Source organism: Faecalibacterium sp. 3 (assembly GCF_048323735.1).
Taxonomy (GTDB): Bacteria; Bacillota; Clostridia; order Oscillospirales; family Ruminococcaceae; genus Faecalibacterium; species Faecalibacterium wellingii.
In genome coordinates this window covers 428,438-455,246 of record NZ_JBLWFN010000001.1, presented here as the reverse complement: position 1 = coordinate 455,246, position 26,809 = coordinate 428,438, and the positions used below count along the sequence as shown (strand labels likewise).

At 61.0% G+C, this 26,809-nt stretch carries 23 protein-coding genes and 1 riboswitch; of the genes, 17 read left to right on the top strand and 6 right to left on the bottom strand.

Going from position 1 to position 26,809, the window contains the following annotated elements:
* Nucleotides 1-29: 29 nt before the first annotated feature.
* Entirely contained in the window at nucleotides 30-470 is a 441-nt protein-coding gene (locus tag ACNSPV_RS02095) for a hypothetical protein (RefSeq protein ID WP_249237563.1), read from the top strand.
* A 144-nt stretch (nucleotides 471-614) separates the two neighbouring features.
* Here ACNSPV_RS02095 and ACNSPV_RS02090 read toward each other — a convergent pair whose 3' ends face one another.
* The 3 genes from ACNSPV_RS02090 to ACNSPV_RS02080 all read right to left on the bottom strand — a co-directional run bounded on the left by ACNSPV_RS02090 (nucleotide 615) and on the right by ACNSPV_RS02080 (nucleotide 4,111).
* Nucleotides 615-1,298, bottom strand: a complete 684-nt coding sequence (locus ACNSPV_RS02090; protein ID WP_348584780.1) for a 5'-methylthioadenosine/adenosylhomocysteine nucleosidase — start codon at nucleotides 1,296-1,298, stop codon at nucleotides 615-617.
* Nucleotides 1,299-1,478: 180 nt separating this feature from the next.
* Nucleotides 1,479-2,612 (bottom strand): redox-regulated ATPase YchF, encoded by a 1,134-nt coding sequence (ychF, locus tag ACNSPV_RS02085; protein WP_097777075.1) that lies wholly within the window; start codon nucleotides 2,610-2,612, stop codon nucleotides 1,479-1,481.
* A gap of 182 nt (nucleotides 2,613-2,794) precedes the next feature.
* Nucleotides 2,795-4,111: a M18 family aminopeptidase gene (locus ACNSPV_RS02080; RefSeq protein ID WP_348584781.1), complete on the bottom strand. Its 1,317-nt coding sequence runs from the start codon at nucleotides 4,109-4,111 to the stop codon at nucleotides 2,795-2,797.
* 176 nt (nucleotides 4,112-4,287) lie between these two features.
* Between ACNSPV_RS02080 and ACNSPV_RS02075 the strand changes: the two genes are divergently transcribed.
* From ACNSPV_RS02075 to ACNSPV_RS02025, 11 genes are all read left to right on the top strand, one after another.
* Nucleotides 4,288-5,568: a serine dehydratase subunit alpha family protein gene (locus ACNSPV_RS02075; RefSeq protein ID WP_348584782.1), complete on the top strand. Its 1,281-nt coding sequence runs from the start codon at nucleotides 4,288-4,290 to the stop codon at nucleotides 5,566-5,568.
* 135 nt (nucleotides 5,569-5,703) lie between these two features.
* The gene (locus tag ACNSPV_RS02070; RefSeq protein ID WP_005938284.1) at nucleotides 5,704-6,402 is read left to right on the top strand and encodes a response regulator transcription factor; all 699 of its coding nucleotides are present in this window, start codon (nucleotides 5,704-5,706) and stop codon (nucleotides 6,400-6,402) included.
* Complete coding sequence (locus ACNSPV_RS02065) at nucleotides 6,402-7,922, top strand: HAMP domain-containing sensor histidine kinase (RefSeq protein ID WP_348584783.1); 1,521 nt, start codon at nucleotides 6,402-6,404, stop codon at nucleotides 7,920-7,922. The genes ACNSPV_RS02070 and ACNSPV_RS02065 overlap by 1 nt, the downstream gene beginning before the upstream one ends.
* 404 nt (nucleotides 7,923-8,326) lie before the next feature.
* Nucleotides 8,327-8,977 carry a ribulose-phosphate 3-epimerase gene (gene rpe, locus ACNSPV_RS02060; RefSeq protein WP_348584784.1) on the top strand — a complete coding sequence of 217 codons (651 nt, stop codon included), beginning with the start codon at nucleotides 8,327-8,329 and terminating at the stop codon, nucleotides 8,975-8,977.
* A gap of 21 nt (nucleotides 8,978-8,998) precedes the next feature.
* The gene (locus ACNSPV_RS02055; RefSeq protein ID WP_348584785.1) at nucleotides 8,999-10,018 is read left to right on the top strand and encodes an RnfABCDGE type electron transport complex subunit D; all 1,020 of its coding nucleotides are present in this window, start codon (nucleotides 8,999-9,001) and stop codon (nucleotides 10,016-10,018) included.
* Entirely contained in the window at nucleotides 10,015-10,737 is a 723-nt protein-coding gene (locus ACNSPV_RS02050; RefSeq protein ID WP_348584786.1) for an Rnf-Nqr domain containing protein, read from the top strand. Before ACNSPV_RS02055 ends, ACNSPV_RS02050 begins: the two co-directional genes overlap by 4 nt.
* Nucleotides 10,734-11,345 carry an Rnf-Nqr domain containing protein gene (locus ACNSPV_RS02045; protein WP_348584787.1) on the top strand — a complete coding sequence of 204 codons (612 nt, stop codon included), beginning with the start codon at nucleotides 10,734-10,736 and terminating at the stop codon, nucleotides 11,343-11,345. Before ACNSPV_RS02050 ends, ACNSPV_RS02045 begins: the two co-directional genes overlap by 4 nt.
* Nucleotides 11,346-11,369: 24 nt before the next feature.
* Nucleotides 11,370-12,449 carry a putative glycoside hydrolase gene (locus ACNSPV_RS02040; RefSeq protein ID WP_249237553.1) on the top strand — a complete coding sequence of 360 codons (1,080 nt, stop codon included), beginning with the start codon at nucleotides 11,370-11,372 and terminating at the stop codon, nucleotides 12,447-12,449.
* 33 nt (nucleotides 12,450-12,482) lie between these two features.
* Nucleotides 12,483-13,775: a DUF1015 domain-containing protein gene (locus tag ACNSPV_RS02035; RefSeq protein WP_348584788.1), complete on the top strand. Its 1,293-nt coding sequence runs from the start codon at nucleotides 12,483-12,485 to the stop codon at nucleotides 13,773-13,775.
* Nucleotides 13,776-13,953: 178 nt separating this feature from the next.
* Entirely contained in the window at nucleotides 13,954-15,849 is a 1,896-nt protein-coding gene (locus tag ACNSPV_RS02030) for a DEAD/DEAH box helicase (protein ID WP_348584789.1), read from the top strand.
* On the top strand, nucleotides 15,846-16,694 hold the full coding sequence (locus tag ACNSPV_RS02025) for a putative RNA methyltransferase (protein WP_348584790.1): 849 nt from the start codon (nucleotides 15,846-15,848) through the stop codon (nucleotides 16,692-16,694). Before ACNSPV_RS02030 ends, ACNSPV_RS02025 begins: the two co-directional genes overlap by 4 nt.
* Before the next feature lie 53 nt (nucleotides 16,695-16,747).
* Here ACNSPV_RS02025 and ACNSPV_RS02020 read toward each other — a convergent pair whose 3' ends face one another.
* Both ACNSPV_RS02020 and ACNSPV_RS02015 read right to left on the bottom strand, forming a co-directional pair.
* A complete protein-coding gene (locus ACNSPV_RS02020) occupies nucleotides 16,748-18,265 on the bottom strand; it encodes a sodium:alanine symporter family protein (protein ID WP_348584791.1) in 1,518 nt (505 codons plus the stop codon).
* A gap of 132 nt (nucleotides 18,266-18,397) precedes the next feature.
* Nucleotides 18,398-18,504, bottom strand: a riboswitch (glycine riboswitch).
* 162 nt (nucleotides 18,505-18,666) lie between these two features.
* The gene (locus tag ACNSPV_RS02015; protein WP_348584792.1) at nucleotides 18,667-18,918 is read right to left on the bottom strand and encodes a hypothetical protein; all 252 of its coding nucleotides are present in this window, start codon (nucleotides 18,916-18,918) and stop codon (nucleotides 18,667-18,669) included.
* Between the two features lie 79 nt (nucleotides 18,919-18,997).
* On the opposite strand from ACNSPV_RS02015, the gene ACNSPV_RS02010 reads away from it, so the two are divergent.
* The gene (locus tag ACNSPV_RS02010; RefSeq protein WP_348584793.1) at nucleotides 18,998-19,912 is read left to right on the top strand and encodes a hypothetical protein; all 915 of its coding nucleotides are present in this window, start codon (nucleotides 18,998-19,000) and stop codon (nucleotides 19,910-19,912) included.
* Here the strand turns inward: ACNSPV_RS02010 and ACNSPV_RS02005 are convergent.
* Nucleotides 19,819-21,252 carry a PLP-dependent aminotransferase family protein gene (locus tag ACNSPV_RS02005; RefSeq protein WP_348584794.1) on the bottom strand — a complete coding sequence of 478 codons (1,434 nt, stop codon included), beginning with the start codon at nucleotides 21,250-21,252 and terminating at the stop codon, nucleotides 19,819-19,821. The two genes, ACNSPV_RS02010 and ACNSPV_RS02005, sit on opposite strands and share 94 nt — an antisense overlap.
* A gap of 280 nt (nucleotides 21,253-21,532) precedes the next feature.
* Between ACNSPV_RS02005 and ACNSPV_RS02000 the strand changes: the two genes are divergently transcribed.
* The 4 genes from ACNSPV_RS02000 (at nucleotide 21,533) to ACNSPV_RS01985 (ending at nucleotide 26,736) form a co-directional block, all read left to right on the top strand.
* Nucleotides 21,533-22,183, top strand: a complete 651-nt coding sequence (locus tag ACNSPV_RS02000) for an ECF transporter S component (protein WP_348584795.1) — start codon at nucleotides 21,533-21,535, stop codon at nucleotides 22,181-22,183.
* Between the two features lie 187 nt (nucleotides 22,184-22,370).
* Entirely contained in the window at nucleotides 22,371-23,078 is a 708-nt protein-coding gene (locus ACNSPV_RS01995) for a FadR/GntR family transcriptional regulator (protein WP_339396015.1), read from the top strand.
* A 306-nt stretch (nucleotides 23,079-23,384) separates the two neighbouring features.
* On the top strand, nucleotides 23,385-25,172 hold the full coding sequence (ilvD, locus tag ACNSPV_RS01990; RefSeq protein WP_348584796.1) for a dihydroxy-acid dehydratase: 1,788 nt from the start codon (nucleotides 23,385-23,387) through the stop codon (nucleotides 25,170-25,172).
* A gap of 208 nt (nucleotides 25,173-25,380) precedes the next feature.
* Nucleotides 25,381-26,736, top strand: a complete 1,356-nt coding sequence (locus tag ACNSPV_RS01985) for a gluconate:H+ symporter (RefSeq protein ID WP_337679926.1) — start codon at nucleotides 25,381-25,383, stop codon at nucleotides 26,734-26,736.
* The last annotated feature ends 73 nt before the right edge of the window (nucleotides 26,737-26,809 follow it).

Below are 26,809 nucleotides of genomic sequence, written 5' to 3'. Positions count from 1 at the left end.
AGACTAAGGCCAGAAGGGGGATTTTTTGTATGGAAAACCAGAAGAACGACAATCTGAACCTGCTGGAAGCCGTGGTGCAGAACACGGAGATGGGCAAGAATACGTTGGAACAGATCGTGCCGATGACCGATGATGTGCAGTTCAAGGCCGAGCTGCTGCGCCAGCGCAATGTGTACCACCAGCTCAATCAGGAAGCACACACCGCCATCGAGGCCTGCGGCGGCACCGCGCAGGGGCAGAGCGCCATGGCAAAGCTGAACACAAAAATGGGCATCGGCATCAAGACCCTGACAGACAAGTCCACCCGCAATCTGGCCGAAATGCTCACGCAGGGCAGCGGCATGGGGGTGGTGGACTGCGTAAAGGCCCAGAAGGATTATCCCAATGCCGCGCCCGGCGCAAAGCGCCTTGCCCAAAGGCTGCAGGAGTTTCAGGAGGATAGCCGGGTAAAGCTGGAGCAGTTCTTGTAAAAGAAAACCCTCTCAGGCTCACTTTGTTCGCCAGCTCTCCCGAGGGGCGAGCCATTGGCAAAACGGAAAACGTTTCCGGAATGTCAAAAGCTCCCCCTTTCGGGGGAGCTGGCAATGCGAAGCATTGACTGAGAGGGTTCTTTTTTACAGTGCTTCCACCATCGCGGCCACGATCCTGGTGGCGGTGGCTACATATTCCGCAATGCTGAACTTTTTCACCACCAGCACCTCGTGGCCGTCCTCATCGGCGTTGTCGCTCATGGCGCGCAGGATGACGCAGGGCACACCGTTCTTGGCGGCGATCTGGCTCACAGCGGCACCCTCCATCTCCACGCAGTCGGGGGCGCATTTGGCTTCAATGGCAGCCTTGGTTTCGCTGTCGCCCACAAACAGGTCGCCGGTGGCGATCTTGCCCACCAGTGCCTTCACGCCTGCATCGGCGCAGGCCTTTTCGGCGGCGGCGATCAGCTCCGGGTCGCCGGTGTATTCCTTGAGGAACGGCGGGTTCTGGCAGATCATATCCAGCTGAGCGTCATGGTACAGTACGGTCTTGCCGATAACCACATCGCCAATGCCGATCTTCGAGGTCATATTGCCTGCGATGCCGGAGAAGATGATCTTCTCCGCGCCGAATTTTGTGATGAGCACCTGCGTGGTGGCGGCGGCATTGGCCTTGCCCATGCCGGCACAGCACACCACCACCTGTTTGCCGGCCAGCGTGCCCTTGTGGTAATCCACGCCGCCGTAGGGCTCCACGGTGACGTTTTCCAGCTTTGCACACAGCTGATCGACTTCATCGGGCATTGCGCCCATAATACCGAAAATCATAGGAAACCTCATTTACGATTTTAAATGGCCGACGTATGCGCTCTGGCCATATTCAGGGGAATGACTCTTTTTAATTCAGGAAGGCTGGGAGCGAACCCTCTCAGTCATCGCTGCGCGATGCCAGCTCCCCCTTTCGGGGAGCTGGCAAAACCGTCAGGTTTTGACTGAGAGGGTTTCTCCTTAAACGTTGAACAGGAACTCGATCACATCGCCGTCGTTGACAACGTACTCCTTGCCCTCAGTGCGCTGCAGGCCCTTGGCCTTGACGGCGGCATAATCGAAGTTGTTGGCTTCCAGATCGCTGTAGCCAATGACGCTGGCGCGGATGAAGCCGCGCTCGAAATCGCTGTGGATCTTGCCGGCAGCCTGCGGTGCCTTGGTACCCTTGCGGATGGTCCATGCGCGGCACTCCTTCTTGCCGTCGGTCAGGAAGGAGATCAGGCCCAGCAGGTCGTAGCTGGCGGTGATGAGGTTGTCCAGACCACTGGCTTCAATGCCCATTTCAGCCAGAAAAGCCTTCTTTTCCTCGGGGGAATAGTCGGCGATATCCTCCTCGGTCTTGGCGCAGATGGGAATGTAGCGTGCGCCTTCTTCCTTGGCGCGTGCGGCCACCAGCGGGACATACTTGTTGTTTTCGATGCCCTCCATCAGGTCGTCCTCGCCCACGTTGCAGGCGTACAGCACCGGCTTAGCGCTCAGCAGACCCATCTCGTGCAGCACGGTCTGCTGCTCGGCATCGCCCTCGTCAAAATCGAAGCTGCGGGCAGGCTTGCCGGCGCTCAGGTGATCGGCCAGCTGCTGCAGCCATGCGGCTTCGGCGGCAGCACCCTTGTTGTTGCCGCTCTTGGCGGCCTTTGCCATGCGGCCTGCGCGGTTCTGCACCACTTCAAGGTCGGACAGGATCAGCTCGTAGTCGATGGCATCGATGTCGGCAATGGGGTCCACGGCCTCGGCCTTGGAAACATCCTCCACCACATGGATGATGTTGTCATCGTCAAAGCAGCGCACCACATGCACAATGGCGTCGCACTCGCGGATGTGGCCCAGGAACTTGTTGCCCAGACCCGCGCCCTGACTGGCACCCTTCACAAGGCCCGCGATATCCACGAATTCCACGATGGCAGGGGTCTTTTTATTGGTCTGCCAGATCTCGGCCAGCTTGTCCAGACGCTTGTCCGGCACGGCCACGATGCCGCTGTTCGGCTCGATGGTGCAGAAGGGATAGTTTGCGGCTTCTGCATTCTTGGTGGAGGTGATGGCATTGAACAGAGTGGACTTGCCGACATTCGGCAGGCCGACGATACCTAATTTCATTTTATTATACTCCTTGCGAAAAAAGATTTTACGCTGCGGTAAAAAGCGATATTATAACAGGATAATTGTAGCACAATGGACGTTTTTTCTCAATACTCACTTCAGTGGAAACGAAAAGCCGCTCTTGGAAGAGCAGTACTGCTTTTCCAAGAGCGGTCCTTATAATTTAGGTTGTACGGGCCTTACTTGCTGATGGTAAGAGTGCCGGACGCGGTCTCTTCAAAGTGGCTGGCGTAGAATTCCTCCATCAGCCGGATGAGAGAAACGGTGTCCCGTGCACCGGCGGTCTCGTAGCAGGAGTGCATGGCCAGCTGCGGCAGGCCGATGTCCACGCAGTTCATGGATACCTGCGCCATGGCAAGGTTGCCCAGAGTGCTGCCGCCGACTTTATCGGAACGGTTGGCAAAATACTGCAGCGGGACACCGGCGCGGGCGGCAAGCTCTTTTGCCACGGCCATGCTCATGCCGTCGCTGGTGTACTTCTGGCCGGCGTGGACCTTGACCACAACGCCCTCGTTCATGTAGGTGCAGTTGTTCACATCGGTGTATTCCGGGTGGTTGGGGTGCACGGCGTGGGCGTTGTCGGCGCTGAACATGAAGCTGGACGCCACCGCACGGTGGAAGTCCTCATCGCCGGGGCAGACGTTCTGCGCGATGCGGTGCAATACATCGTACAGGAAGGTGGAAGCTGCGCCCTGCTTGGTGCCGGAACCCACTTCTTCGTTGTCGAAGAAGGCGGCAACGTTGATGGACTGGGCGCAGTGCGCGTTCAGAAAACCTTTCAGGATGCCGAACACACACTGCTGGTCGTCCAGACGGCCGGAGGAGATGAACTCCTCATTGCAGCCCCAGACGGAGGCCTTTTCGCGGATGCAGAGGAACAGGTCACTGCCAAGGATCTGCTCTTCTGCAACCTGCAGCTCGGCGGCGATCAGCTTTTTCAGCACGCCTTCCTCGGCGGCACCGCCCAGCAGGGGCAGCATATCCACCTGCTTGTTGTAGGAAGCCCTGTCGTTGACTTCGCGATCCATGTGGATGGCTACGCTGGGGATCATCAGCAGGTCGCGGTCCAGCGTGAGCAGGCGGGAGGTGATGGCATTGTTCTCCTTTATCAGCACGCGGCCTGCCACCGACAGCGGCCTGTCCATCCATGTGGAGCAGATCATGCCGCCGTAGCCCTCGGTGTTCAGCTTGGTGTACTTCCGGCCCATGTGGATCTCGGCGTTTTCCTTGATGCGGAAACAGGGGGAATCCGTGTGGGCAGCAGCCACGTTGAAGCTGTAGTTTTCCAGCTGCTCTCCCATGCGGAACGCAAGGATGCTGGAGCCGTTGCGGCAGACGAAATAGCTCCTGCCGGGCTCCAGCTGCCACCGGCGGCTCTCCAGCAGCTCGGAAAAGCCTTCCTTCAGCAGGATGTTCCGGACGGATGCAGTGGTGTGATATGCGGTAGGATTGCCGTCAATGAAGGACAGCAGCTCCTGTACTTCTTTTTCGATCATTTGGAAGAACCTCCGTGGATTTATCGGTTTGGATGCTCCTATTCTACTTCTGCGGTCTGCGCTTTGCAATAGCCGGTCCTGCGGGTGGGAAAGAATTTGTTTTACATTGCGCGGGTTCTATAGTATACTACTCCTGTTGGTAAATATCGAATCGACAGGAAAGGCAGGGAACCGTCATGGAACGCAGTGATCCGCGCTATCAGGCGTATGTGGAAATATTAAAAGAGGAGCTCATCCCGGCAATGGGCTGCACAGAGCCCATTGCACTGGCTTATGCTGCGGCCCGGGCACGCGAGGTGCTGGGCGCACTGCCCGAGAGCGTGCAACTGCAGGTGAGCGGCAGCATCATCAAAAACGTGAAGAGCGTCATCGTGCCCAACACCGGCCACCTGAAAGGCATGGAAGCCGCTGTGGCAGCGGGCATCATCGCCGGCTCGGCAGAAAAGGAGCTGGAAGTGATCTCGGAGGTCAGCGAGGACAAGAAGGCGGCCATCCGGGACTATCTGCAGACGGTGCCCATTTCCATCCAGCACATCGAGCAGGGGCATGTGTTTGATATCATCGTTACCGAGTGCAGCGGGGATTCCTACGCAAAGGTGCGCATTGCGGATTTTCACACCAACATCTGCCTGATCGAAAAAAACGGCCGGGTGCTCTACGAAAAGCCGCTGCTGAACGAGGAGGCCCGGCGGGACAGCCGGGCCGACCGCAGCCTGCTGAACATGAAGGACATCTGGGACTTTGCCGAGACCGCCGACCTGCAGGATGTGGCGGACCTGCTGGAACGTCAGATCCGCTACAACAACGCCATTGCAGAGGAGGGCCTTCTGGGCGACTATGGCGCGAACATCGGCCAGGTGCTGCTTTCCACTTACGGCAATGATGTGTCCATCCGGGCCAAGGCCAAGGCGGCCGCCGGTTCGGACGCCCGCATGAACGGCTGCGAGCTGCCGGTCATCATCAACTCCGGCAGCGGCAATCAGGGCATCACCTGCTCGGTGCCGCTTATTGAATACGCTAAGGAGCTGCACAGCGGCAAGGAAAAGCTTTACCGTGCCCTTATCATTTCCAATCTGGTGGCCATCCACGAAAAGACCGGCATCGGCACCCTGTCCGCCTACTGCGGCGCAGTCAGCGCCGGTGCGGGCGCAGGCGCGGGCATCGTATATCTGTGCGGCGACGGCTATCAGGCCGCCATCCACACGGTGGTCAATGCGCTGGCCATCGTGTCCGGCATCGTGTGCGACGGCGCAAAGGCCTCCTGCGCGGCAAAGATCGCATCCTCGGTGGACGCGGCCTTGCTTGGCTACAACATGTACAAGTGCCATCAGGAGTTCAAGGGCGGCGACGGCATCGTGATGAAGGACATCGAGACCACCATCAAGGGCATCGGGCGTCTGGGCAAGGACGGCATGAAGGAGACCAATGAGGAGATCATCCGGCTGATGATCGAGTAAGGCCGGGCCGGAATCGTGAAAAAATCATACAAATCCTTCTTTATTTTGTCATAACTCTTCCGTATAATAAGAAGTGGAATACTTTGCTGCTCTGTCCGCCCCGGCGGGCATCCGATAAAATGGGAGGAAATCATTATGGCCAACGAAAAGATCCTCGTTGTGGACGACGATACCAATATCTGCGAGCTGCTGCGGCTGTACCTGACCAAGGAGGGCTATCAGGTCACGGTGGCAAACGATGGCGAAGAAGGTCTGGAAAAGTTCAATCAGGTCAAGCCCGATATGGTGCTGCTGGATGTGATGATGCCCAAGATGGACGGGCTGGAGGTCTGCCGCCGCATCCGCAAGGCGGGCAACACCCCGGTGATGATGCTCACGGCCAAGGGCGAGACCTTTGATAAGGTGCTGGGCCTTGAACTGGGTGCAGACGATTACATGGTGAAGCCCTTTGACGCCAAGGAAGTGGTGGCCCGCATCAAGGCGGTGCTGCGCCGCTGCCAGACCACCACTGCCGCTGCCGAGAGCACCGAGGGCGTGATCGAATTCGACAACCTGCGTCTGGACATGAACAGCTATGAGCTGCGGGTCAAGGGCAAGGTGGTGGAGGCTCCCCCCAAGGAGCTGGAACTGCTGAACTGTCTGGCCTCCCATCCGAACCGCGTCTACACCCGCGACCAGCTGCTGGACGAGGTGTGGGGCTTTGAGTATTACGGCGACAGCCGCACCATTGATGTGCATGTCAAGCGCCTGCGCGAGAAGCTGGCTGGTGCTTCCGATAAATGGGAGCTGAAGACTGTATGGGGCGTTGGCTATAAGTTCGAGGTGCGTCAGTAATGCGCAAAAGTATCTCGGTGGCGTTCTTCTCGCTGGTGTCCACCCTGATGGTGCTGGGCATCGTGCTGATGGGAGCTTCGGAGTGGGTGCTGTTCAAAAACTACTTCGCCAAGGACCGCTACGAAACACTGGATCAGGTGGTGGGCGTCACCCAGCGCACGGCCCAGTATCTGGTCCAGCAGGCGGAGCTGCCGGAAGGCGATGAGCTGGACGCACTGAGCACCAAGCTGGAGATCATCGGCGAGAGCGCAGAGGCCTATCTGTTCTTTACCGACAATGACGGCCGGGTGATGATCGCTTCCAGCCCGGACAAGCTGGAGAGCCTGACCGTGCCGGAAGAAATGATGGAGAAGATCGACACTGCCGATGCGGACTACTACCATGTGTTCGGCACGCTGGACGGTATGCTGGACGGGAAAAGCTACATCACGGTCAGCGAAATGCGCAATGAGCACGGCCAGCCCAGCGGCTACCTGTTCCTGTGCTCTTCCGGCGAGCAGCTGACCCAGTTCAAGCAGCAGTTCTGGTCCAACTTTCTGCTGTCGGCCTGCGTGATGCTGCTGTGCGCCAGCATCCTGACCAAGATCCTGATGCGCCAGCTCACCGACCCGCTGCAGAAGGTGACGGACGCCGCCCAGCGCTTTGGCGGCGGAGACCTTTCGGTCCGCGTGGAAGGCGTGGAGGGCGAAGGCGAGGTGGCAGACCTTGCCCGCACCTTCAACCGCATGGCGGACAACATCCAGATGAACGACAACTCCCGGGGCCAGTTCATGGGCAACATCGCCCACGAGCTGCGCACCCCCATGACCACCATCAAGGGCTTTGTGGACGGCATTCTGGACGGTACCATCCCGCCGGATATGCAGAACCACTACCTGCAGCTGGTCAGCGAGGAAACGGGCCGTCTGGCACGGCTCATCCAGAACATGCTGGATCTCTCCAAGCTGGAAAGCGGCGAATATCAGGTGAACGCCCGGATGTTCAACATCTGGGAGACCATCACCGGTGTGGCGCTGTCGGCAGAGCAGCGCATCAACGACGGCATGATCGACATCGACGGCCTGACCATGGACGAAAAGGTGCTGGTCTACGCCGACCCCGACCTGATCCATCAGGTGGTGTATAACCTGCTGGACAACGCCATCAAGTTCACCCCGGCAGGGGGCACCATCCGCTTCAGGGTGGAAAAGCTGGGCCCGGAAGCCGAGATCTCCATCTGGAACTCCGGTCAGGGCATCAGTCCGGAGGCGCTGCCCTACGTGTTCCAGCGGTTCTACAAGGAGGACCGCTCCCGCGGCCTGCACGCCCGGGGCGCGGGTCTGGGCCTGAACATCTGCAAGGTGCTGGTGAACCTTTCCGGCGGGCAGATCCGGGTGGAGAGCCAGCAGGGCGAGTGGTGCCGGTTCGTGTTCACCCTGCCCACCGTGGCACCGAACCCCGGCGGCATGAAGCGCCTGCCGGATGAAGCCGGCGGAGAGCCCGTTGTGGAAGACCCCGCCAGCATGAAGCCCGTAGAATGAACTTCCAGCCAGACTGTCCCATGGAGCGGGGCGGTCTGGCTGTTTTGGCGTGGGGGGACCCTCTCAGTCTGCTCCCGCTGGTCGCAGCCAGCTCCCCCGAAGGGGGAGCTTTATCCGCGCTGATCGTGAGATGCATAAAAGCTCCCCCTTCGGGGGAGCTGGCATCGCGTAGCGATGACTGAGAGGGTTTTCCCGGCGACTGAGGGAGTTTACTTCGCAAATGGACAGATCTTTCCAAATACGTCATTTCGGTGAAAAAGCCGTTGGCGGGTTTGATTTTTTGGGCGTTTTCATGTAAACTAAAAGATAACCATGTCCATGCTGTTTCAGAGGCCGTGAACCGGCACAACAGCGGGACGATGGGGAATAATAAACTATAAAATAACGGAGCGTAAAGATAGAATATGGCGATCGTAAGTCCTTCGATTCTTTCTGCTGATTTTGGCAAACTGGGTGCAGACTGCCGCATGGTGCTGGATGCCGGTGCACAGATGCTGCATTACGATGTGATGGACGGCCACTTTGTGCCCAACATCAGCTTTGGTGTGCCGGTGCTCAAGAGCCTGCACAAAAACCTGCCGGATGCTTTTTATGATGTGCACCTGATGATCAGCCACCCGCTGCAGTATGCGGAAGCCTTCATCAAGGCCGGTGCCACCCTGTACAACTTCCACCTTGAGTGCGAGGACGATATTCAGGCCACCATCGATGCCGTCAGGGCGCTGGGCTGCAAGGTGGGCCTGACCATCAAGCCCGGCACCGCCCCGCAGGCGCTGGCACCCTATCTTGACCAGCTGGACCTTGTGCTGGTGATGAGCGTGGAGCCCGGCTTCGGCGGGCAGAAGTTCATGCCCTCGGCGCTGGACAAGCTGCGCTGGCTCAAGGCAGAGCGCGCGGCACGCGGCGCACACTACCTGCTGGAAGTGGACGGCGGTGTGGACAGCACCACCGCGCCCCAGTGCGTGGAAGCGGGTGCCGATATTCTGGTGGCGGGCAGTGCGGTGTTCGGTGCAGCAGACCCTGCTGCAGCGGTGCAGTACCTCGCCAGCCTTTGACCCTTGAAAGGAAAACCATTTATGGATGAATCTTTGATCCGGGAACAGGAAGCGCAGCTCCAGAAGACCGGCCGCTACTATAAGCATATCTGCTTTATGGCGGTGCCGGTGCTGTGGATGGCCTGCTTCCTGTACGGCGTGCGCCCGCTGCTGCTGTGCGGCATCGCGGTGCTCACCGGAAATCTGTGCGACCGTCTTGTTTCGCTGCTGCGCCGCCGCGTGTATCAGGCCGGTGACTTTTCCAATGAGAGCTTTGCACTCGTCATCGCCCTGCTGATGCCGGTAACAGTGGATATCTATGTTCTGATCATCGCAGTGCTTGCCGGTGTGCTCATCGGCAAGGAGATCTTCGGCGGCTACGGCAGCTACCCCTTCAACCCCGCCGCTGTGGGCTATGTGGTGGCGGCGGTGTCATGGCCGGAGCAGGTGTTCCGCTACCCCCAGCCCTACACCAGCATCCCCCTGTGGGACGCTTCCATGGTGCCGGTGTCCAGCACCATTGAGGACACCCTGCGCAGCGGCGGTATGCTGAACATCCGTTCGCTGGTGCTGAGTCTGGGCGAGTATGCCGCCCCCATGGGCACCGGCGCGGCGCTGGTGATCCTGGCCTGCGGCCTGTTCCTGTGGACCCAGAAGGACGCCCACATGTCTGCCTCGGTCAGCTTTCTGCTCACCTGTGCCCTGATCGCCTTCCTCTTCCCGCGGCAGGCGGGTCTGGCCGACAGTGCTGTGCTGGCAAATGTGCTGCCCCGCCTGCGGTGCGTGCGGGACGAGCTGCTCACCGGCGCGATCCTGTTCAGCGCAGTGTTCCTGCTCAACGAACCCTATACCTGCGTGCACCACCGCATGGGCCGCATCCTGTACGGTGTGCTGGTGGGTGTTGTGAGCATGGGCTTCCGCTACTACGGCGTGTATGAGACCGGCGTATGCTTTGCGCTGCTGGTGGTCAACAGTGTGTCGGCATGGATCGACCGCACCGAGGCAAAGCTGTATCACCTGACCCATCTGCAGGCAGATGCCGGAAAGGGGGCAGCACAATGAGACGCGCAACGGCTGAACTGATCGTAAAAGACCCCGGCAAATTTGCCCACCATGACCGGGTGTTCCTGAATAACCCGGTGGTCATGCAGGGCATGGGTCTGGCCCCGCTGGTGGTGCTTGCCACCAGCGGCCAGAATGCGGTGATGCTGGCGGCGGCGGTAGCGCTGCTGCTGGTGCCCTCCCGCGTGCTGGCCTGCCTGCTGAGCCGCCTTGTGCCCCTGTACGACGAGGACCCTGCCCCGGAAACGCTGCAGAAAAAGCTGCTGCCCCGTGCACTGGTGTACGGCTTCAGCACTGCTGTGGTGTATCTGGCGGTGTACCCCATCCTGAACATGCTGTTCGGCACCGGCCTGCTGAGCCTTGGCATCTATCTGCCCATGCTCACGGTGGAGCCGCTGCTGACCTACCGTTTCGGCCGCGTACAGGAGACGGTGCGCAAGGCCGTTTCCAAGGGCCTGCGCATCACCGTGGGCTATGCTTTGCTGCTGGTGCTGCTGGGCTGCATCCGTGAATGGCTGGCTGCAGGCACCGTGTTCGGCGTGGCAGTCAGCCGCCCGGTGCTGCCCATGGCCGGGATGCCGGCGGGCGGCTTTATCGTGCTGGGCGTGCTTTGCGCGGTATGGCGTGCGCTGGCCGCAAGGCGCAGGGCATATCTCACCAAAGAGGCGGGCAACCTTGTGGATGTGCATTCCCAGAAGGAGGCGGACCGCGAAGGATGAAAGATGTTGTTACGACCAGTGCAGTGTTCTTCAACTATGCACTGCTGGCGGTGTTCGCACAGAACGCCGTCTTTACCCGTGCGCTGGGCGTGTCCCGTCTGGTGCAGCTGGTGGGCGATGACCGCACCAGCAGCTGGCTGTTCGGTATGCAGCTGTGCATCACCCAGATCCTGGTAACGCCCTTTGCATGGTATGCCGGCAGCCGGATCGCGCCGCTGGCAAACCGTGTCCAGCTGCGCCCGCTGGTCTATATTGCCAGCATCGCCGTGGTGTGCCTGCTGGAACACGCGGTGCTGTGGCTGGCAAAGGGCCTGCCGCACCGCAGTGCACTGCTGCGCATCGTGCCGCTGGCGGGCCTGAACAGCTGTGTGCTGGGCACCGTGCTGGTGGAGCGCACCCAGAGCTTTACGCTGGGCCAGTCCTTCGGGTTTGGTCTGGGCAGCGGCCTTGGCTATGTGCTGGCGGTGCTGCTGGTAACGGAAGCCCGCCACCGCCTGCGCAGCAAGGCCATCCCGGAAGCCTTCCGCGGCCTGCCCATCACACTGGTGTACATCGGTGTGCTGGCACTGGCGATCTATGGTTTTACCGGACATTCTGTGATCCTGTGATTTTTGCAGGGAGGAGGATCGACAATGGCAAAGTATAAACGGCAGAAGGTCAAGCGCTACCACCGCAGCTTCTACAGCCGGGGCGCCCGCATCAAGCGCGGCGTTGGCATCCTGGTGCTGGTGCTGGTGGTGCTGGGCGCGGCATGGCTGGCAGCACCCCATGTGCTGGACTGGGCCACGCACACCTGGTACACCGTGGTGAAAAACCGGGATCTGGAAGCGGAATCTGCATCCCGCGCAGCGGCTTCCTCCGAAGCGGCTGCATCTGCGGCGGCAGAGGAAGCGGCCTCGTCCCAGCCGGAGCCGGAACAGCCCAAGGGACTGGACGGCAGGGCCGTCACCGGCGGCAGCTGGGCGGCGGTGGACGTGAGCGCCCTTGCCGATGACGCATCCATCCGTGCGGCGGCACAGCAGCTCAAGGCACAGGGGGCAGACTACGGCCTTGTGACCCTGAAAACACCGGATGGCAGCATCTGCTACGCTTCGCAGGTGCCGGCTGCCGCCCAGAGCATTGCCGGTACCACCGTGGACCCGGCCCGCATCGCGGCCATCTTCCGGGAAGAGGGCGTGATCCCTGTGGCCCAGCTTGCAGCCTTTAAGGACCCCATCTCCTCCCGCACCGACCGCAGCATGGCCATCCACTACGGCGACGGCCTGTGGCTGGACGCCCAGAAGGACGGCAATGCATGGCTGAATCCCTACTCCGCTGCGGCAGTGGAGTATGTGGGCGATCTGGTAGCCGAGGTGCAGGGCATGGGCTTTGAGCAGGTGGTCCTGACCAATGTCCAGTTCCCGAAGCTCAGCCGCAAACAGGACTACGGCGAGACCAGCGGCGTTTCCCGCGCGGACCAGCTCAAGGCGGATATCGCCGCCCTGCAGAGCCGCTTTGCGGGCAGTATGACCCTGTGGTTCAGCTACACGCTGGATCAGTGCAATACCAACAGCGTGTCGCTGGATGTGCCCGCTGTGACGCTGGGCATGGATAACCTGCTGGTGACGGCAGACAAGGCGGTGGACGCCGACAGCCGCACCGCACTGGAGCAGTCTGCCGCCGGACAGGGCGTGCAGCATCTGGTGCTGCACAGCGCCGACATCTTCCAGTAATGTCTCTGGTTTTATAAGAGGGAGGAATCTGCTATGAATACCAAATCCTGCTTTGCACCGGCCCATATCCTTCTGCCTTCGGCACAGATCCCGCTGGAAAAGTGGGGCTGCATCGCCTGCGACCAGTTCACCAGCGACCGGGATTACTGGCAGAAGGCCGAGGCCGCAGCAGCGGGCAGTCCCAGCACCCTGAACCTGATCCTGCCGGAGGTCTATCTGGAGGACGGCGATGCGGACGCCCGCATTGAAAAGATCCACGCCGCCATGGATGATTACGCACAGAATGTGCTCACCCGCGCGGTGGACGGCTTTATCTACGTAGAGCGCACCGAGCAGAGCGGCAAGGTGCGGCAGGGCCTTGTGGGCATGGTGGATCTGGAAGCCTACAGCTACCGCCGGGGCGAGAAATGCACGGTGCGCCCCAGCGAGAGCACCGTGGAAAGCCGCATCCCGCCCCGCATGAAGGTGCGCACCGGTGCCAGTCTGGAAACGCCTCACATCATGATGCTGGCCGATGACCCGGGCTGCACCCTCATCGAGCCGGTGGCAGCGCACAAACAGGAGCTGCCCAAGGTATACGAGGGCGAATTGATGATGAACGGCGGCCACATTGCGGGCTGGGCTGTGGAAGACCCTGCCCTCATCGCGCAGATCGAGGATGCACTGGCCGTGCTGGGCAGTCAGGAAGAGTTTGACAAAAAGTATCCGGATGCCACCCGCCGCGACCCGCTGACGCTGGCCGTGGGCGACGGCAACCACTCGCTGGCCACCGCAAAGGCCTGCTGGGAGGAGCTGAAAAAGACCCTGACGCCGGAGCAGGCAGCGGTGCATCCCGCCCGCTGGTGTCTGGCTGAGGTGTGCAATGTACACTCGCCCGCCATCGAGATCGAGCCCATCCACCGGGTGCTGTTCAATGTGGACTGCGCCACGGTGCTGCTGAGCCTGATCACGTGGAGCGACTCCAATATGGTCGGCTGCTGCTTCGGCGGCAGCAAGCAGCAGCCCTTCACGCTGGCAGGGCCGCACATGTCCAACGTGCTCAGCTTCGAGAACCCCACCGAGCCGCTGACCGTGGGCACCATCGACGATTTTATTGCGGACTATATGGAACGCCACACGGAGGCACGGGTGGATTACGTCCACGACGAGCCAGCCGTCCGCGCCCTGTGCAAAAAGGGTGCTGTGGCCTTTCTGATGCCGCCGTTTGCCAAGAGCGACCTGTTCAAGGGGGTCGTGATGGGCGGCGTGCTGCCCCGCAAGACCTTCAGCATGGGTCACGCCGAAGAAAAGCGGTACTACGTGGAGTGCCGGAAAATTACGGAATAAGCCTCTCAGTCAAAACCTGACGGTTTTGCCAGCTCCTCCAAAGGGGGGAGCTCTTCGGGATGTGCACAAAAGGGATCCTTCTTGTAAAAGTTCCCCCTTCGGGGGAGCTGGCGAGCGAACGCGAGCCGGAGAGGGTTTGTGTGCCGAACGAATCACATGAGAAATAATTAGGAGAACCATGACTTTTAAAGAATTGAATCTGTCCGCCCCGCTCCTGCGCGCTGTGCAGGAAGCAGGCTATGAGACCCCGTCGCCCATTCAGGCGGCGGCGATCCCGCCGGTGCTGTCCGGCCGGGATCTGATGGGCTGTGCCCAGACCGGTACCGGAAAGACGGCTGCTTTTGCGCTGCCCATGCTGGACCGGCTCACGGCCAATGCGCCCCGCAGAAAGGGGGCCATCCGCGCCCTGATCCTGACCCCCACCCGTGAGCTTGCCCTGCAGATCGGCGAGAGCTTTGACGCCTACGGCAAGTATCTCAAGCTGCGCAGCACCGTCATTTTTGGCGGCGTAGGGCAGGCACCGCAGGTGGAAGCGCTCAAAAAGGGGGTAGACATCCTCATTGCCTGCCCGGGACGGCTCAACGACCTGATCGGGCAGGGCTTCATCGACCTGTCGGACCTTGAGATCTTTGTGCTGGACGAAGCCGACCGGATGCTGGATATGGGCTTTGTGCACGACGTGAAAAAGGTGATCGCAAAGCTGCCCGGGGAGCGCCAGAACCTGATGTTCAGCGCCACCATGCCCACCGAGATCGAGCAGCTGGCGGCCGGCATCCTGCGCAAGCCCGCCTTTGTGAAGGTGGACCCGGTGTCCAGCACCGTGGACCGCATCCAGCAGAGCCTGTATCATGTGGAAAAGGGCAACAAGAAATTCCTGCTGCCCTGGCTCATCAAGAACCTGCAGCCCCCGGTGGTGAATGCGCTGGTGTTCAGCCGCACCAAGCACGGCGCGGATAAGATCGCAAAAGACCTCACCAAGCAGGGCATCCCGGCTGCGGCGATCCATGGCAACAAGAGCCAGACCGCCCGCGTCACCGCACTGGAAAACTTCAAGGCCGGCAAGACCAAGGTGCTGGTAGCCACCGATATCGCCGCCCGCGGCATCGACATCAGCGAGCTGTCCCACGTGTTCAACTACGACCTGCCCGAGGTGCCGGAGACCTATGTGCACCGTATCGGCCGCACGGCCCGCGCCGGTGCCGACGGTACGGCGGTCAGCTTCTGCGCACCCGAGGAGCAGGAGTATCTGGCGGGCATCGAAAAGCTGAACCGCCGCAAGATCCCTGTGGTGAGCGGCCACCCGTGGGACGGCGTGCCCGCGCCGGTGCGCCCGGAGCCGCCCGTGCGCGGCAAAAAGCCCAAGGCCGCTGCCGCCGAACCGGCAGAAAAGCAGGCCGCAAAACAGGCAAAGCCCGCAAAGAGCGAAGCAAAGCCTGAAAAAAAGGCGGCACCCGCACCCAAAGTGCAGGCGAAGCCTGTAAAAATCGAAAAAGAGGAACCACTCATGGATGATACCAAGCGCACTTCCGGCGGACGCAGCAGCGACCGCCGTTCCAATACTGGCAGCCGCCCGCGCCGGGAACAGAATGCTCCTGCCCGCGGCAGCAATGCACAGCCCAAGTTTGACCCGCACTTTGTCAGTGCGCCGGAGGCCACGCCGCTGCGCCCGGCCAAGAAGGCCCCGGCTGCACCTGCCGCCCCGGCCATCCGCACCGCCGCGCAGCCTGCACAGCAGTCCGGCGGCAGTCAGGGCCCGCGCGGCCGCCGCAATGAACGCCCGGCACGCCAGAACGGTCAGCCTGCCGCCCAGAACCAGAACGCGGAGCAGGGCCGCAGCGCAAACAACGGCCCCCGCAGCCGTCAGAACGCCCCCCGCAGTGCCCAGCCCGCAGCGGCTCGCGCACCTAAAACGGAGTCCGGCCGCCGCAGCCGTGCCGCTGTACGGGATGATGACCCGGGTCTGGTGCTCATCAGCCGCCGGCCGCCGCAGCAGAAGTTCACCAACTTTGAGGAATATATGAATGCCCACGGCGGCGCAACTGCCCCCATTGAGGATCACAGCGACGAAGTATGAGCAAAAATGAACCGTTTGCCCCATGGCAGTGCCCGCTGTGCGGGGAAAAACTGACCGGCGACAGCACCCTGAAATGTACAAAGGGCCACTGCTTCGACCGCGCAAAGGAGGGCTACTGGCACCTGCTGCCGGTGCAGAGCATGCGCACCAAGGCCCCCGGCGACAGCAAAGAGATGGTGGCGGCCCGCCGCGCGTTTCTGAATGCCGGATACTACAGCATCTTCGGCAGGGCGCTGGGAGAGCTGTGTCTGGAATACGGCCGGCCTGCCGCGCCGGATGCGCCGCTGCACCTGCTGGATGCGGGCTGCGGCGAGGGCTGGTACGACCGGTGCATCGCACAGGCCTTTGCCGAAAAGGGCAGCCGGGTGCAGCTGGCGGGCTTTGATATCGCAAAGCCTGCGGTGCGTCTGGCCGCAAAGGCCCTGCCCACGGCACAGTATGCGGTGGCGTCCAGTTTCAGCCAGCCGGTGCACACCGGCTGGGCCGACCTGCTGCTGAACTGCTTTTCGCCTTTTGCGCAGGAGGAGTTCCTGCGGGTGCTGCGCCCGGGCGGGCGGATGATCTACGTGGTGCCCGGTGCGGAGCACCTCTATCAGATGAAAGCGGTGCTTTACGAAAAGCCGTATAAAAACCCGGTGCAGCAGATCGCCTACGCAGGCTTCCGGGCCATTGGAGAGCGGGAGGTGTCGGGCCGCATCACGGTGCCGCAGGACCAGCTGGAAGCCCTGTTCGCCATGACGCCTTACTACTGGAAAACGCCCCGCGGCGGTGCAGAACGTCTTGCCGCCCTGCCGGAGCTGGAGACTGAGATCTCGTTCCGGTTCCTACTGCTGGAAAAAGAATGATGCTAAAACGCAGGGGCCGTCCACGATTTGTGGACGGCCCCTGCGTCTCTTTTTTATTTGTTCGCGGCCTTTTCCAGCTCTGCTTCCTCTGCAGCGGCTTCCGCTTCTTCCTGTTTCTGGTATTCCGGGAAGGCCGACCACATGGGCTCAATGTCCTTGCCCTTGACCCTGCGGTCGAAGTAGTTTCTGGTAATGGCCACCACGGTGCCGGACAGGGCCAGCACACCGATGAGGTTCGGGATCATCATCAGGCCGTTGAAGGTATCGGAGAGGTCCCACGCAAGACCCAGTTTCATGGTAGCGCCCACCACGGTCATGCACACGAACACCACCTTGTAGATGCGGCTTCCGGTGGTGCCGAACAGGTACTCCACAGCCTTGGTGCCGTAGTGGCTCCAGCCCAACGTGGTGGAGTAGGCGAACAGCAGGATGGAGATGGCAATGAACTTGGGGCCGAAGCTGCCAAAGGCTGCGGTGAACGCCTGACCCACCAGCGCGTTGTCCTGCACGCCGACCAGCACCGCACCGCTCTGCAGATCCACAACGCCGGTGGTCAGAATGACCAGCGCGGTGAGCGTGCAGACCACGATGGTATCCGCAAACACCTCAAACACGCCCCACATGCCCTGATGCACCGGCTCCTTGACGTTGGAGGCCGAGTTGACCATGACGGCGGAGCCGAGACCGGCTTCGTTGGAGAAGGCACCGCGCTTGAAGCCCCATGTGATGGTCTGGCTGATGCCGTAGCCCAGCGCACCGCCGCCTGCGGCGTTCAGGTTGAAGGCACCCCTGAAGATGGCGGCAAATGCTGCCGGGATATTGACTGCGTGGAGCACCACGATCACAAGTGCACCTGCAATGTAGAACAGTGCCATCAGCGGCACCAGCTTCTCGGTGACAGCGGCCACCCGCTTCAGTCCGCCAATGACGATGAGGGCTGTGACCACCATCAGGCACAGGCCGGTGACGAGGGTCGGCACGCCGAAGGCGGCGTTCATATTGCCGGCAATGGAATTGACCTGGCTCATGTTTCCGATGCCGAAGGATGCAAGGATGCAGAAGCAGGCAAACAGCACCGCCAGCACTCTGCCGATCTGCCGGCAGCCCTTTTTCGCGCCCAGACCGTCGGTGAGGTAGTACATGGCACCGCCCGACCACTCGCCCTTTTCGTTTTTGCGGCGGAAGTAGACGCCCAGCACATTCTCGGAAAAGCTGGTCATCATGCCAAGCAATGCCATGACCCACATCCAGAAGATGGCACCCGGGCCGCCGGAGACGATGGCCGTTGCCACACCCACGATGTTGCCGGTGCCGATGGTGCCCGCCAGCGCCGTGCACATGCTCTGGAACTGGCTGATGGCCATATCCTCCTTGCTGGTGTGCGCGGTGATGTCCTTGTTGGTGAAGATCGCACCGATGGTGTGCCGGAGCCAGTAGCCCATTTTACGGAACTGGAAAAAGCCCGTGCGGGCGCTCATCCAGAAGCCGGTGCAGAACAGCAGCGCCAGACCAAAGGGCCCCCACACCACACCGTTGACGGCGTTGTTCACCTGTGTGATCATCTCGACCATTCTCTCTTTTCCCCCTATACACAAAACAAAAGCGGACAGAACCTGCCAAAGGCTCTGTCCGCAAAATTCGGAGCGCTCTCATTTTCCGCAGCCGGGGCGCGCCGCATTCCCGGCTGCGCCCCATTGCGCAAAGACGATGGCTCTGTCCTTTTGCCTGAGAGATACAGCCGCCTTTCCCTGCGGCCTTACACCTTCGGCACCCGCCGCTCTGAAACGCGGGCTTCTCCAGAGTGCACGGACACTGCCTGCCGTACACGTCTTTTTCAGTTCTTCCGGCGCACAGCTGTGCGCGATAGAAAGACTATACCATATTCTGTCCTTGTGCGCAAGACATTTTATATATCATATGCTGCTTTTTCATCTGTTATGCAGACAGATGAATTTAATTTTGGTGTGACTTTTCAGGGCCGGTCGATGGGCGGCAGATCATCCCAAGGTTCCAGTGCGGGGCTATCCGGCGCAGCTCCACGGGGGCCGGTGCCCGGCTCTGCGCCGTCAAAGCCAAGCCGCTTCCCGTCCGGGCTGGCATCGCCGTTTTCTCTGGCTGTTTCATAGGAATCTGTGCCGTAATAGGCACTGGCCGGGCCGATCTCCAGCCAGAAGTCCTCCCGCTCTTTCTCTGTGATCGGTGCGGTCTCTTTGTTGTGTTTCATCTGCAAACGCCTCCTTTTCTGCATAAAGTCTTGCCTATGGGCCAAAGCTTTATGCAAAAACCGAAAGGCGGTATGTACCATGCGCAGTGGAGGTTGGAGACCTTTCTGGACATCGCTGCTGGCGTCGCTGCTGGTTCTGGTCCCGCTGGTGGGCGGCACGGTGCTGCTGTCCCGCCAGCAGCTGCGTGCCCAGCTGCGGCAGGCGGCCCGCAGCGAGAGCGGCGTGCCCGTTCAGCTGCCCCGGACGACCGATCAGCTCACAGTGCTGTTGTGCGTCTCCGGCGAACAGCCCGGCTTCGTGCTGGCCTACCTGAACGCCAGCCAGAACTGCGTGCACCTGCTCGGCGTGCCCGCCGTGCTCACAGTGCCCTTTGCCGATGAGCAGGCGGCCCTTGCGCAGTGCTATGCCGCTGCAGGCCCGGCCCGCTGCCGGGAAGCACTGATGCAGGTGCTTGCCCTGCCGGAAGATACCCGGTATCTGGCCTTCTCTCCCGATGTGCTGGAGCGCATTGCCAGCCGCTACGGTCCGGTCCGGATCGGCTTTTCCGGCGCACTGACCGAAGACGAGCTTGCCCACTATGGCCGCAGCCGGGCGGTGCAGGGCATTTCGGCCGGGGACGCCCATGCGTTTCTGTGCCAGCTGCAGGCGGACACTGCGCTTTCGCCCCAGCGCACTGCGGCGGCCCGTGCAGCCGCGTGGGACGCCTTTTTTCGGCAGAATGCAGAGCTGCTGCCCACCACCCTGCCGGACGCGCTACGGGGCGTCAGCTCTTTGCTGCTCACCGACCTGACTGCGCTGGACTACGACGCGCTGGGCCGCACGCTGGAATTTCTGGCCAACAACGGCGCCGCCGTGGAAGCGCAGGCTCTGCCCGGCCGGTGGAATGCCGCCAGCGGCACCTACACGGTCACGGATGCTTCCCGCGCCGCCGTGCAGACCTTTTTCAATGTTTCGCCCACCGAGGCACAGGACTCGTCCTTCAAGGAGCCGTAGCCCAGCACCAGTGTGCCCGCCGCCGAGGGAGCTTCGCCGGTCAGGTCATAATCGCTCAGCAGGCCCAGCTGCACGCCTTCGGCTTCGGCGGCGCGGCGCAGGGCGTCGTCCGGAGGCGGGTCCCTGAGCTTTGCCAGCAGATGCAGACCGGTGTGCAGGCCCGCAAGGGTCAGCTCCTCCGGCCCGAAGGCTGCCGTCAGCGCTGCAGCCAGTGCGTCCCGCCGGGCCTTGTAGGCCACCCGCTCCCGGGCCAGATGCCGGGTAAAATAGCCTTCTGTGATGAACCGGGCCAGCGTCTGCTGCTCAAAGCGGCTCACGGTGCCGGAATAGAGCCGGTACTTTTCTCTCCATGCGGGCAGAAGGTGCTCCGGCAGCACCATATAGGCAATGCGGATGCTGGGGGCCAGACTGCGGGAGCAGGTGGAGAGGTACACCACCGGGCCGTCTGCACCCGCCATGCCCTGCAGGCTGGGCAGGGGACGGGTGTCAAAACGGAACTCGGAGTCGTAGTCGTCCTCTATGATGTACCGCCCGCCCGGCCTGCGGGCTGCCCAGTGCAGAAGCTCGGCTCTGCGGCCCGCCGGCATGGTGACGCCGGTGGGGAACTGATGGCTGGGCGTGACGTAGCACACCGCCGCATCCGACCGGTTCAGCGCCTCCACCGAGAGGCCGTCGCCGTCCACCGGCAGACAGCAGCAGTGCACGCCGCTGTTTTCCAGCACCTGCTTTGCGCGGGGGTAGCCCGGCGTTTCCACTGCGGCCATGCCCGGCAGCAGCGGGGCCAGCAGGCTCAGCAGGTATTCCAGACCGGCTCCCACCACGATCTGGTGCGGCCCGCACTGCACGCCCCGGTATTCGGAAAGATATTCGGCCAGTGCCCGCCGCAGGGCCGGGTCGCCCTGCGCATCGCCGTGAGTGAGCAGCTCCGGCGAAGAGTACAGCAGCTCCTTCTGCAGCCGCGCCCATGTGCGGAAGGGGAACAGCCCCGGGTCCACGCCCCGGGTGGAAAGGTCGTACCGCACCGGCGGCGCGGGGGACGGCACCGGCGGCGCCGGCGGCTGGGGCAGACCGGCCGGGCGGGAGGGCAGGGCCAGATACTCCTGTACATAAAAGCCGCTGCGCTCCCGGGACTCCAGATATCCTTCCGCCGCCAGCATCTGATAGGCGGCATCCACCGTGTTCACCGAGACGGACAGCTCTGCCGCCAGACGCCGCTTGCCGGGCATCCGGACGCCTGCCGAAAGCGTACCGCTGCGCATCTCTCCGGCAAGGCTGTGGTACAGCTGTTCGTACAGCGGCACGCTGGAAGACGGGTCCAGCGCTGTGGTCAGATGGACCATAAATCATCCCTCCTGTTTGGGGATTGCACCAAACTGATACCATAAAAAAACTTTGTTCTGGGTATTTTCATGGTGTCAGTTCTGCGTATAATAGGAGCATACCCGCTGGACACCCAAATGTCAAGTAGGATTGTAGGTAAGCGGTTGCGAAGCAATCAAAGCCCCAGTGGGGCTTTGAAGCGGCGAACGGTCTTGCCGCAGGCAAGATGGAAGGGCCTCGCCCTGACAAGTTCGCATGGGTTTGGGCTGGTATTTTGGAAAATTGGAGGGAAAGTAAATCATGTCTACTACTGCAATGTGGCTGCTGCTGGCAGTCGTTGTCATCGCCATCGTCATTGGCAGTGTGCTGTACAAGCGCACCTTCACCACCGAGGAGCTGGCCCTCACCGGCGTCATGGCCGCTTTGAGCCTTGTGGCCTATCTGTTCTTCCGTGTGCCGTTCTACGGCGGCTCGTCGTTCCATCTGGGCAACACCTTCACCGCCCTGACCGCCCTGCTGCTGGACGGTGTGTCCGGCGGTCTGGCCGGTGCCATTGGTCTGGCGCTGGCCGATATCCTGGCCGGTGACCCGGGCTACGCCGTCACCACCTTTGTGCTGAAGTTCATCATCGGCATCACCTGCGGTGCTGTGGCGCACAAGGTCTTCAAGCTGCGCGAGCTGGACAGGCACAGCTCCGGCTATCTGGCAAAGGTGATCGTCTCTGCCGGTTCCGGCCTGTTCCTGAATGTGCTGACCGACCCCTTCCTTGGCTACTTCCGTAATGTGTACATCTTTGGTCAGGAGTACACCGTGGCACAGGCGCTGACCAAAATTGCAGGCGGCATCACCTTTGTGAACAGTGTGGCTTCTACCGTGTGCGTGGTGATCCTGTACCTTGCCCTGCGTCCGGCTCTGGAACGCGCCGGTCTGCTGCCCAAGGGCAAAAACTAAGCGATCTCTCTATCCTGATACAGCGCTGCTGCCCTCGTCTGCCGGACTTCTCCTATCCCCCGGCGGGCGGGGGCAGTGGTGCGTCTGCCTGCCGGGTCTGTTACGCAGGGAACGAAAAAGCGGACGGCCCTTGCTTTTGCCTGCACGGCTGCCTTATAATAAGCTCAAAAAAGGGGAGGGAGCACCCATGAGCGAATTTTCCCATCTGAAAAACAAGCTTCTGGCCGAGCAGGTGGAGGATGAGATCTACCATTATATTCTGGACACGCCGCTGGAACCGGGCACCAAGCTGCCCAATGAATTTGAACTGGGCGAAAAGTTCGGCGTGGGCCGCAGCACCGTGCGCGAAGCGGTGAAGCTGCTGTCCAGCAAGGGCATCGTGGAGGTGCGGCGGGGCTCCGGCACCTATGTGGTCACGACCGCCAAGGGTCTTTCGGACCCGCTGAACCTGCGCAGCGTGCAGGACAAGAACGCGCTGGCGCTGGATCTGGTGAATGTGCGCCTGCTGCTGGAGCCGGGCATGGCCGAGATGGCAGCGCTGAACGCTTCCGACGAGGACATCGAGCGCATCCAGCGCCTGTGCGACCGGGTGGAGAACAAGATCCACAGCGGCGATCTGTACATTGAGGACGACATCGCATTCCATACCTGCATCGCAGAGAGCAGCAAGAACATGGTGGTGGAGCAGCTGATCCCCATCATCGATACGGCGGTCATGATGTTCGTGAATGTCACCCACAAAAAGCTGACGGAGGAGACCATCCTGACCCACCGCATGATCACCGAAGCCATTGCCCGGCATGACCCCATTGGTGCCCGGTCTGCCATGGTGATGCACCTGAACTTCAACCGCAACTGCATCCGAAAGCTTTACGACGGCGAATGGGAAACCTGACGCCGCCGCATTTTACGTCCCCGCACAGCGCAAGGTCTGTGCGGGGACTTTTTATGCCTGAAGTTGTCTGATGACTTTTTAGGACGAATGACCCGGAAAAGTTGGAAAATGGTTTGAATTGTATGATGTATCCAAGATTTCAGAGCAGTATGCACGAAAAACTGGGCTGGTTATTGTCATAAAGTGGGTTCCGGCTGTGACAACTTGCAAACGATGCGGGAGTCGATTAAAATGAACATGTAAGATGTCCGACAGTCAAAAGGACGATTTGCAAAGCAGAAAAAAGAGTATTTTGGAGGTATGATCATGGAACTGCGTTCTCAGGCAGTGCGTAAACTGGCACCGGAAAACGATCCGCTGAAGATCGGCATGGGCTGGAAGGTGGACGACCTTGCAAAGCCCCAGATCATGGTGGAGAGTACCTTTGGCGACAGCCACCCCGGCAGCGCCCATCTGGATCAGTTCGTGAAGGAGGCTGTACAGGCAGTCAACACCCACGGCGGCAAGGCTGCACGCTATTTTGCAACCGATATGTGCGACGGCATCGCACAGGGCCACGACGGCATCAACTACTCGCTGCCCCACCGTGACGCCATCGTGAATCTGGTGGAGGCTCAGGCCAACGCCACCGTGTACGACGGCGGTGTGTTCATCGCCAGCTGCGACAAGTCCATGCCCGCCATGCTGATGAGCATTGGCCGCCTGAAGGATATGAGCGCCATCGTGGTCACCGGCGGCGTGATGGAGGCCCACACCCTGCCCAAGAAGTACGTGGTCAACGACCCCGCCTGCGCCATCAACGACCTGCTGACGCTGGAACAGATCGGCAAGTTCGACGCATGGGAAAAGACCGGCGTCATCCCCAACGAACAGCTGGACTACTACAAGCACAACGCCTGCCCCAGCTGCGGTGCCTGCTCCTTTATGGGCACCGCTTCCACCATGCAGATCATGGCCGAGGCACTGGGCCTGATGCTGCCGGGCACCGCCCTGATGCCCGCCACCGCCCCGGAGCTGAAGCAGGCCGCCTACGATGCCGGCGTTCAGGTGATGAAGCTGGTAGCCGAGGGCATCAAGGCCAAGGACATCGTTACCATGAAGAGCTTTGAAAACGCCATCATGGTGCACGCCGCCATCTCCGGCTCCACCAATGCCACCATGCACCTGCCCGCCATCGCCCACGAGTTCGGCTTTGAGATCGACGCTGATACCTTTGACCGGATGCACCGCGGCGCACACTATCTGCTGAACATCCGTCCCTCCGGCGACTGGCCTGCACAGTACTTCTACTATGCAGGCGGCGTGCCCCGCGTGATGGAAGAAATCAAGTCCATGCTGCATCTGGACGTGATGACCGTCACCGGCAAGACGCTGGGCGAAAATCTGGAAGAGCTGAAGAAGAACGGCTTCTACGAGCACTGCGACGAGATCCTGCAGGAAAAGACCAAGGGTCTGGGCATCAAAGTCACCCGCGAGGACATCATCCACAGCTTTGACAACGCCAAGGGCACCGACGGCAGCATCGCCATTCTGAAGGGCAATCTGGCCCCGGAGGGCAGCGTCATCAAGCACACCGCCTGCCCCAGGAACATGTTCCACGCCACCCTGCGCGCAAAGCCCTTTGACAGCGAGGAAGAGTGCATCAGCGCTGTTCTGAACAAGCAGGTCCAGCCCGGCGACGCCATCTTCATCCGTTACGAAGGCCCCCGCGGCAGCGGCATGCCCGAGATGTTCTACACCGGCGAGGCCATCTGCGCCGACCCCAAGCTGGCTTCCAGCGTAGCCCTCATCACCGACGGCCGCTTCTCCGGCGCAAGCCGCGGCCCGGTCATCGGCCATGTCAGCCCGGAGGCTGCAGTGGGCGGCCCCATCGCTCTGGTGGAAGAGGGCGACCTCATCCGCATCGATGTGCCGAACCGTCAGCTTGCCATCGTGGGCGTGAACGGTGAGGAAAAGACCCCCGAAGAGATGGAGGCCATCCTTGCCCAGCGCCGTGCCAACTGGAAGCCCAAGGCTCCCAAATACACCAAGGGCCTGCTGAAGCTCTACTCTCAGCACGCCGTCAGCCCCATGAAGGGCGCTTACATGGAGTAAGAGACGCTCCTGCGGAGGCTGGACACAAACTCAAAAATCAACTGCTCAGCGATGTTTTACTGAACGGTCTGGTGAAGGTTACGCCAAAAATAAAAAAGCGGATATTGCTTCGTCTATAAAAATCCATCGGAATCCGGTGTCCGTCTGCGGGGACGGCGCTGAAATAAGACCCAAAGCAAACATAACATCAAAAATGGAGGATATGTTTATGACAGCTGTTGCAACCCCGGACGCCGCACGGCTCGTGTTCGCCGCAGTGGCGGGCCTGATCCTTTTGCTCATCCTTATCATCAAGTTCAAAGTGCATGCCATGATCTCCATCCTGATCGGTGCGGTGGGCATCGGCCTGATGGCCGGTATGCCCCTGTCTGACATCATCGGCTCGGTCAACGAAGGCATCGGCAACACCTTAAAGGGCATCGCTCTTCTGGTGGGCCTTGGCTCCATGTTCGGCGCCATTCTGGAAGAATCCGGCGGCGCACAGACGCTGGCCGTGACCATGGTGCGCAAGTTCGGCGACGAAAAAGCCGCATGGGCGCTGGGCATCACGGGTCTGGTGGTGGCCATGCCGGTGTTCTTTGATGCCGGTCTGATCATCCTGATCCCGCTGGCCTTCTCGCTGGCAAAGCGCACCAAGCGCTCGGTCCTGTACTATGTTATCCCCCTGCTGGCCGGTCTGGCTGTCGGCCACGCCTTCATCCCTCCCACGCCGGGCCCCGTTCTGGTGGCCAGCATGCTGGGCGTTGATCTGGGCTGGGTCATCCTCATCGGCATCTTCTGCGGCATCTTCGCCATGATCGCTGCCGGTCCCATCTGGGGCTCCATCTGCGGCAAGAAGTATATGATCGAGGTGCCTGAGCACGTTGCACAGCAGGCAGATATCGACGAGAGCAAGCTGCCCAAGTTTGGCACCATCGTGGGCATCATCCTGATCCCGCTGGTCCTCATCATCGCAAACTCTGTGGCAAAGGTGGTGCCCGCTCTGGCTGGCATCCAGCCCGTTCTGGCCTTCCTCGGCGAGCCCTTCATGGCTCTGCTGCTGGCTACCATCGCTGCCATGTATCTGCTGGGCACCCGTCACGGCTATAACAATGCCCAGCTGGAAAAGATCATGACCAAGTCCCTTGAGCCCACCGGCATGATCCTGCTGGTCACCGCCTGCGGCGGCGTGCTGCGCTACATGCTGCAGAACTCCGGTCTGGGCGATGTCATCGGCAACGCCGTGGCAAACGCCAGCCTGCCGCTGGTGCTGGTGGCCTTCATCGTGGCTGCTCTGGTGCGCATCTCTGTTGGTTCCTCTACCGTGGCTATGACCATGGCAGCCGGTATCATCTCCGCAATGCCCGGCATCAGCGAGCTGAGCCCGCTGTATCTGGCCTGCGTCACCGCTGCCATCGCCGGCGGCTCCACCGTGTGCTCTCACTTCAACGACTCCGGCTTCTGGCTGGTGAAGAGCCTGGTGGGCATGGATGAAAAGACCACCCTCAAGACCTGGACCATCATGGAAACTCTGGTGGGCGGCGTCGGCTTCCTGGTGGCACTGGTCATCTCCTTCTTTGCCTGATCATCCTCATCTGCGGGGCTGTGCCTGCACACAGTCTGCGCAATGCTTTGCAAATTCCTGAAATCTCCTCAGC

Excerpts from the sequence above, each read along its gene's own strand:
- ACNSPV_RS02005 (WP_348584794.1), bottom strand. The coding sequence starts at position 21,252 with ATGGTCCATCTGACCACAGCGCTGGACCCGTCTTCCAGCGTGCCGCTG.
- ACNSPV_RS02010 (WP_348584793.1), top strand. The coding sequence starts at position 18,998 with ATGCGCAGTGGAGGTTGGAGACCTTTCTGGACATCGCTGCTGGCGTCG.
- ACNSPV_RS01985 (WP_337679926.1), top strand. The coding sequence starts at position 25,381 with ATGACAGCTGTTGCAACCCCGGACGCCGCACGGCTCGTGTTCGCCGCA.
- ACNSPV_RS02030 (WP_348584789.1), top strand. The coding sequence starts at position 13,954 with ATGACTTTTAAAGAATTGAATCTGTCCGCCCCGCTCCTGCGCGCTGTG.
- ychF (WP_097777075.1), bottom strand. The coding sequence starts at position 2,612 with ATGAAATTAGGTATCGTCGGCCTGCCGAATGTCGGCAAGTCCACTCTG.
- ACNSPV_RS02075 (WP_348584782.1), top strand. The coding sequence starts at position 4,288 with ATGGAACGCAGTGATCCGCGCTATCAGGCGTATGTGGAAATATTAAAA.
- ACNSPV_RS01995 (WP_339396015.1), top strand. The coding sequence starts at position 22,371 with ATGAGCGAATTTTCCCATCTGAAAAACAAGCTTCTGGCCGAGCAGGTG.
- ACNSPV_RS02040 (WP_249237553.1), top strand. The coding sequence starts at position 11,370 with ATGGCAAAGTATAAACGGCAGAAGGTCAAGCGCTACCACCGCAGCTTC.
- ACNSPV_RS02050 (WP_348584786.1), top strand. The coding sequence starts at position 10,015 with ATGAGACGCGCAACGGCTGAACTGATCGTAAAAGACCCCGGCAAATTT.
- ACNSPV_RS02035 (WP_348584788.1), top strand. The coding sequence starts at position 12,483 with ATGAATACCAAATCCTGCTTTGCACCGGCCCATATCCTTCTGCCTTCG.
- ACNSPV_RS02070 (WP_005938284.1), top strand. The coding sequence starts at position 5,704 with ATGGCCAACGAAAAGATCCTCGTTGTGGACGACGATACCAATATCTGC.
- ACNSPV_RS02095 (WP_249237563.1), top strand. The coding sequence starts at position 30 with ATGGAAAACCAGAAGAACGACAATCTGAACCTGCTGGAAGCCGTGGTG.
- ACNSPV_RS02045 (WP_348584787.1), top strand. The coding sequence starts at position 10,734 with ATGAAAGATGTTGTTACGACCAGTGCAGTGTTCTTCAACTATGCACTG.
- ACNSPV_RS02025 (WP_348584790.1), top strand. The coding sequence starts at position 15,846 with ATGAGCAAAAATGAACCGTTTGCCCCATGGCAGTGCCCGCTGTGCGGG.
- ACNSPV_RS02090 (WP_348584780.1), bottom strand. The coding sequence starts at position 1,298 with ATGATTTTCGGTATTATGGGCGCAATGCCCGATGAAGTCGATCAGCTG.
- ACNSPV_RS02020 (WP_348584791.1), bottom strand. The coding sequence starts at position 18,265 with ATGGTCGAGATGATCACACAGGTGAACAACGCCGTCAACGGTGTGGTG.
- rpe (WP_348584784.1), top strand. The coding sequence starts at position 8,327 with ATGGCGATCGTAAGTCCTTCGATTCTTTCTGCTGATTTTGGCAAACTG.
- ACNSPV_RS02080 (WP_348584781.1), bottom strand. The coding sequence starts at position 4,111 with ATGATCGAAAAAGAAGTACAGGAGCTGCTGTCCTTCATTGACGGCAAT.
- ACNSPV_RS02015 (WP_348584792.1), bottom strand. The coding sequence starts at position 18,918 with ATGAAACACAACAAAGAGACCGCACCGATCACAGAGAAAGAGCGGGAG.
- ACNSPV_RS02065 (WP_348584783.1), top strand. The coding sequence starts at position 6,402 with ATGCGCAAAAGTATCTCGGTGGCGTTCTTCTCGCTGGTGTCCACCCTG.
- ACNSPV_RS02055 (WP_348584785.1), top strand. The coding sequence starts at position 8,999 with ATGGATGAATCTTTGATCCGGGAACAGGAAGCGCAGCTCCAGAAGACC.
- ACNSPV_RS02000 (WP_348584795.1), top strand. The coding sequence starts at position 21,533 with ATGTCTACTACTGCAATGTGGCTGCTGCTGGCAGTCGTTGTCATCGCC.
- ilvD (WP_348584796.1), top strand. The coding sequence starts at position 23,385 with ATGGAACTGCGTTCTCAGGCAGTGCGTAAACTGGCACCGGAAAACGAT.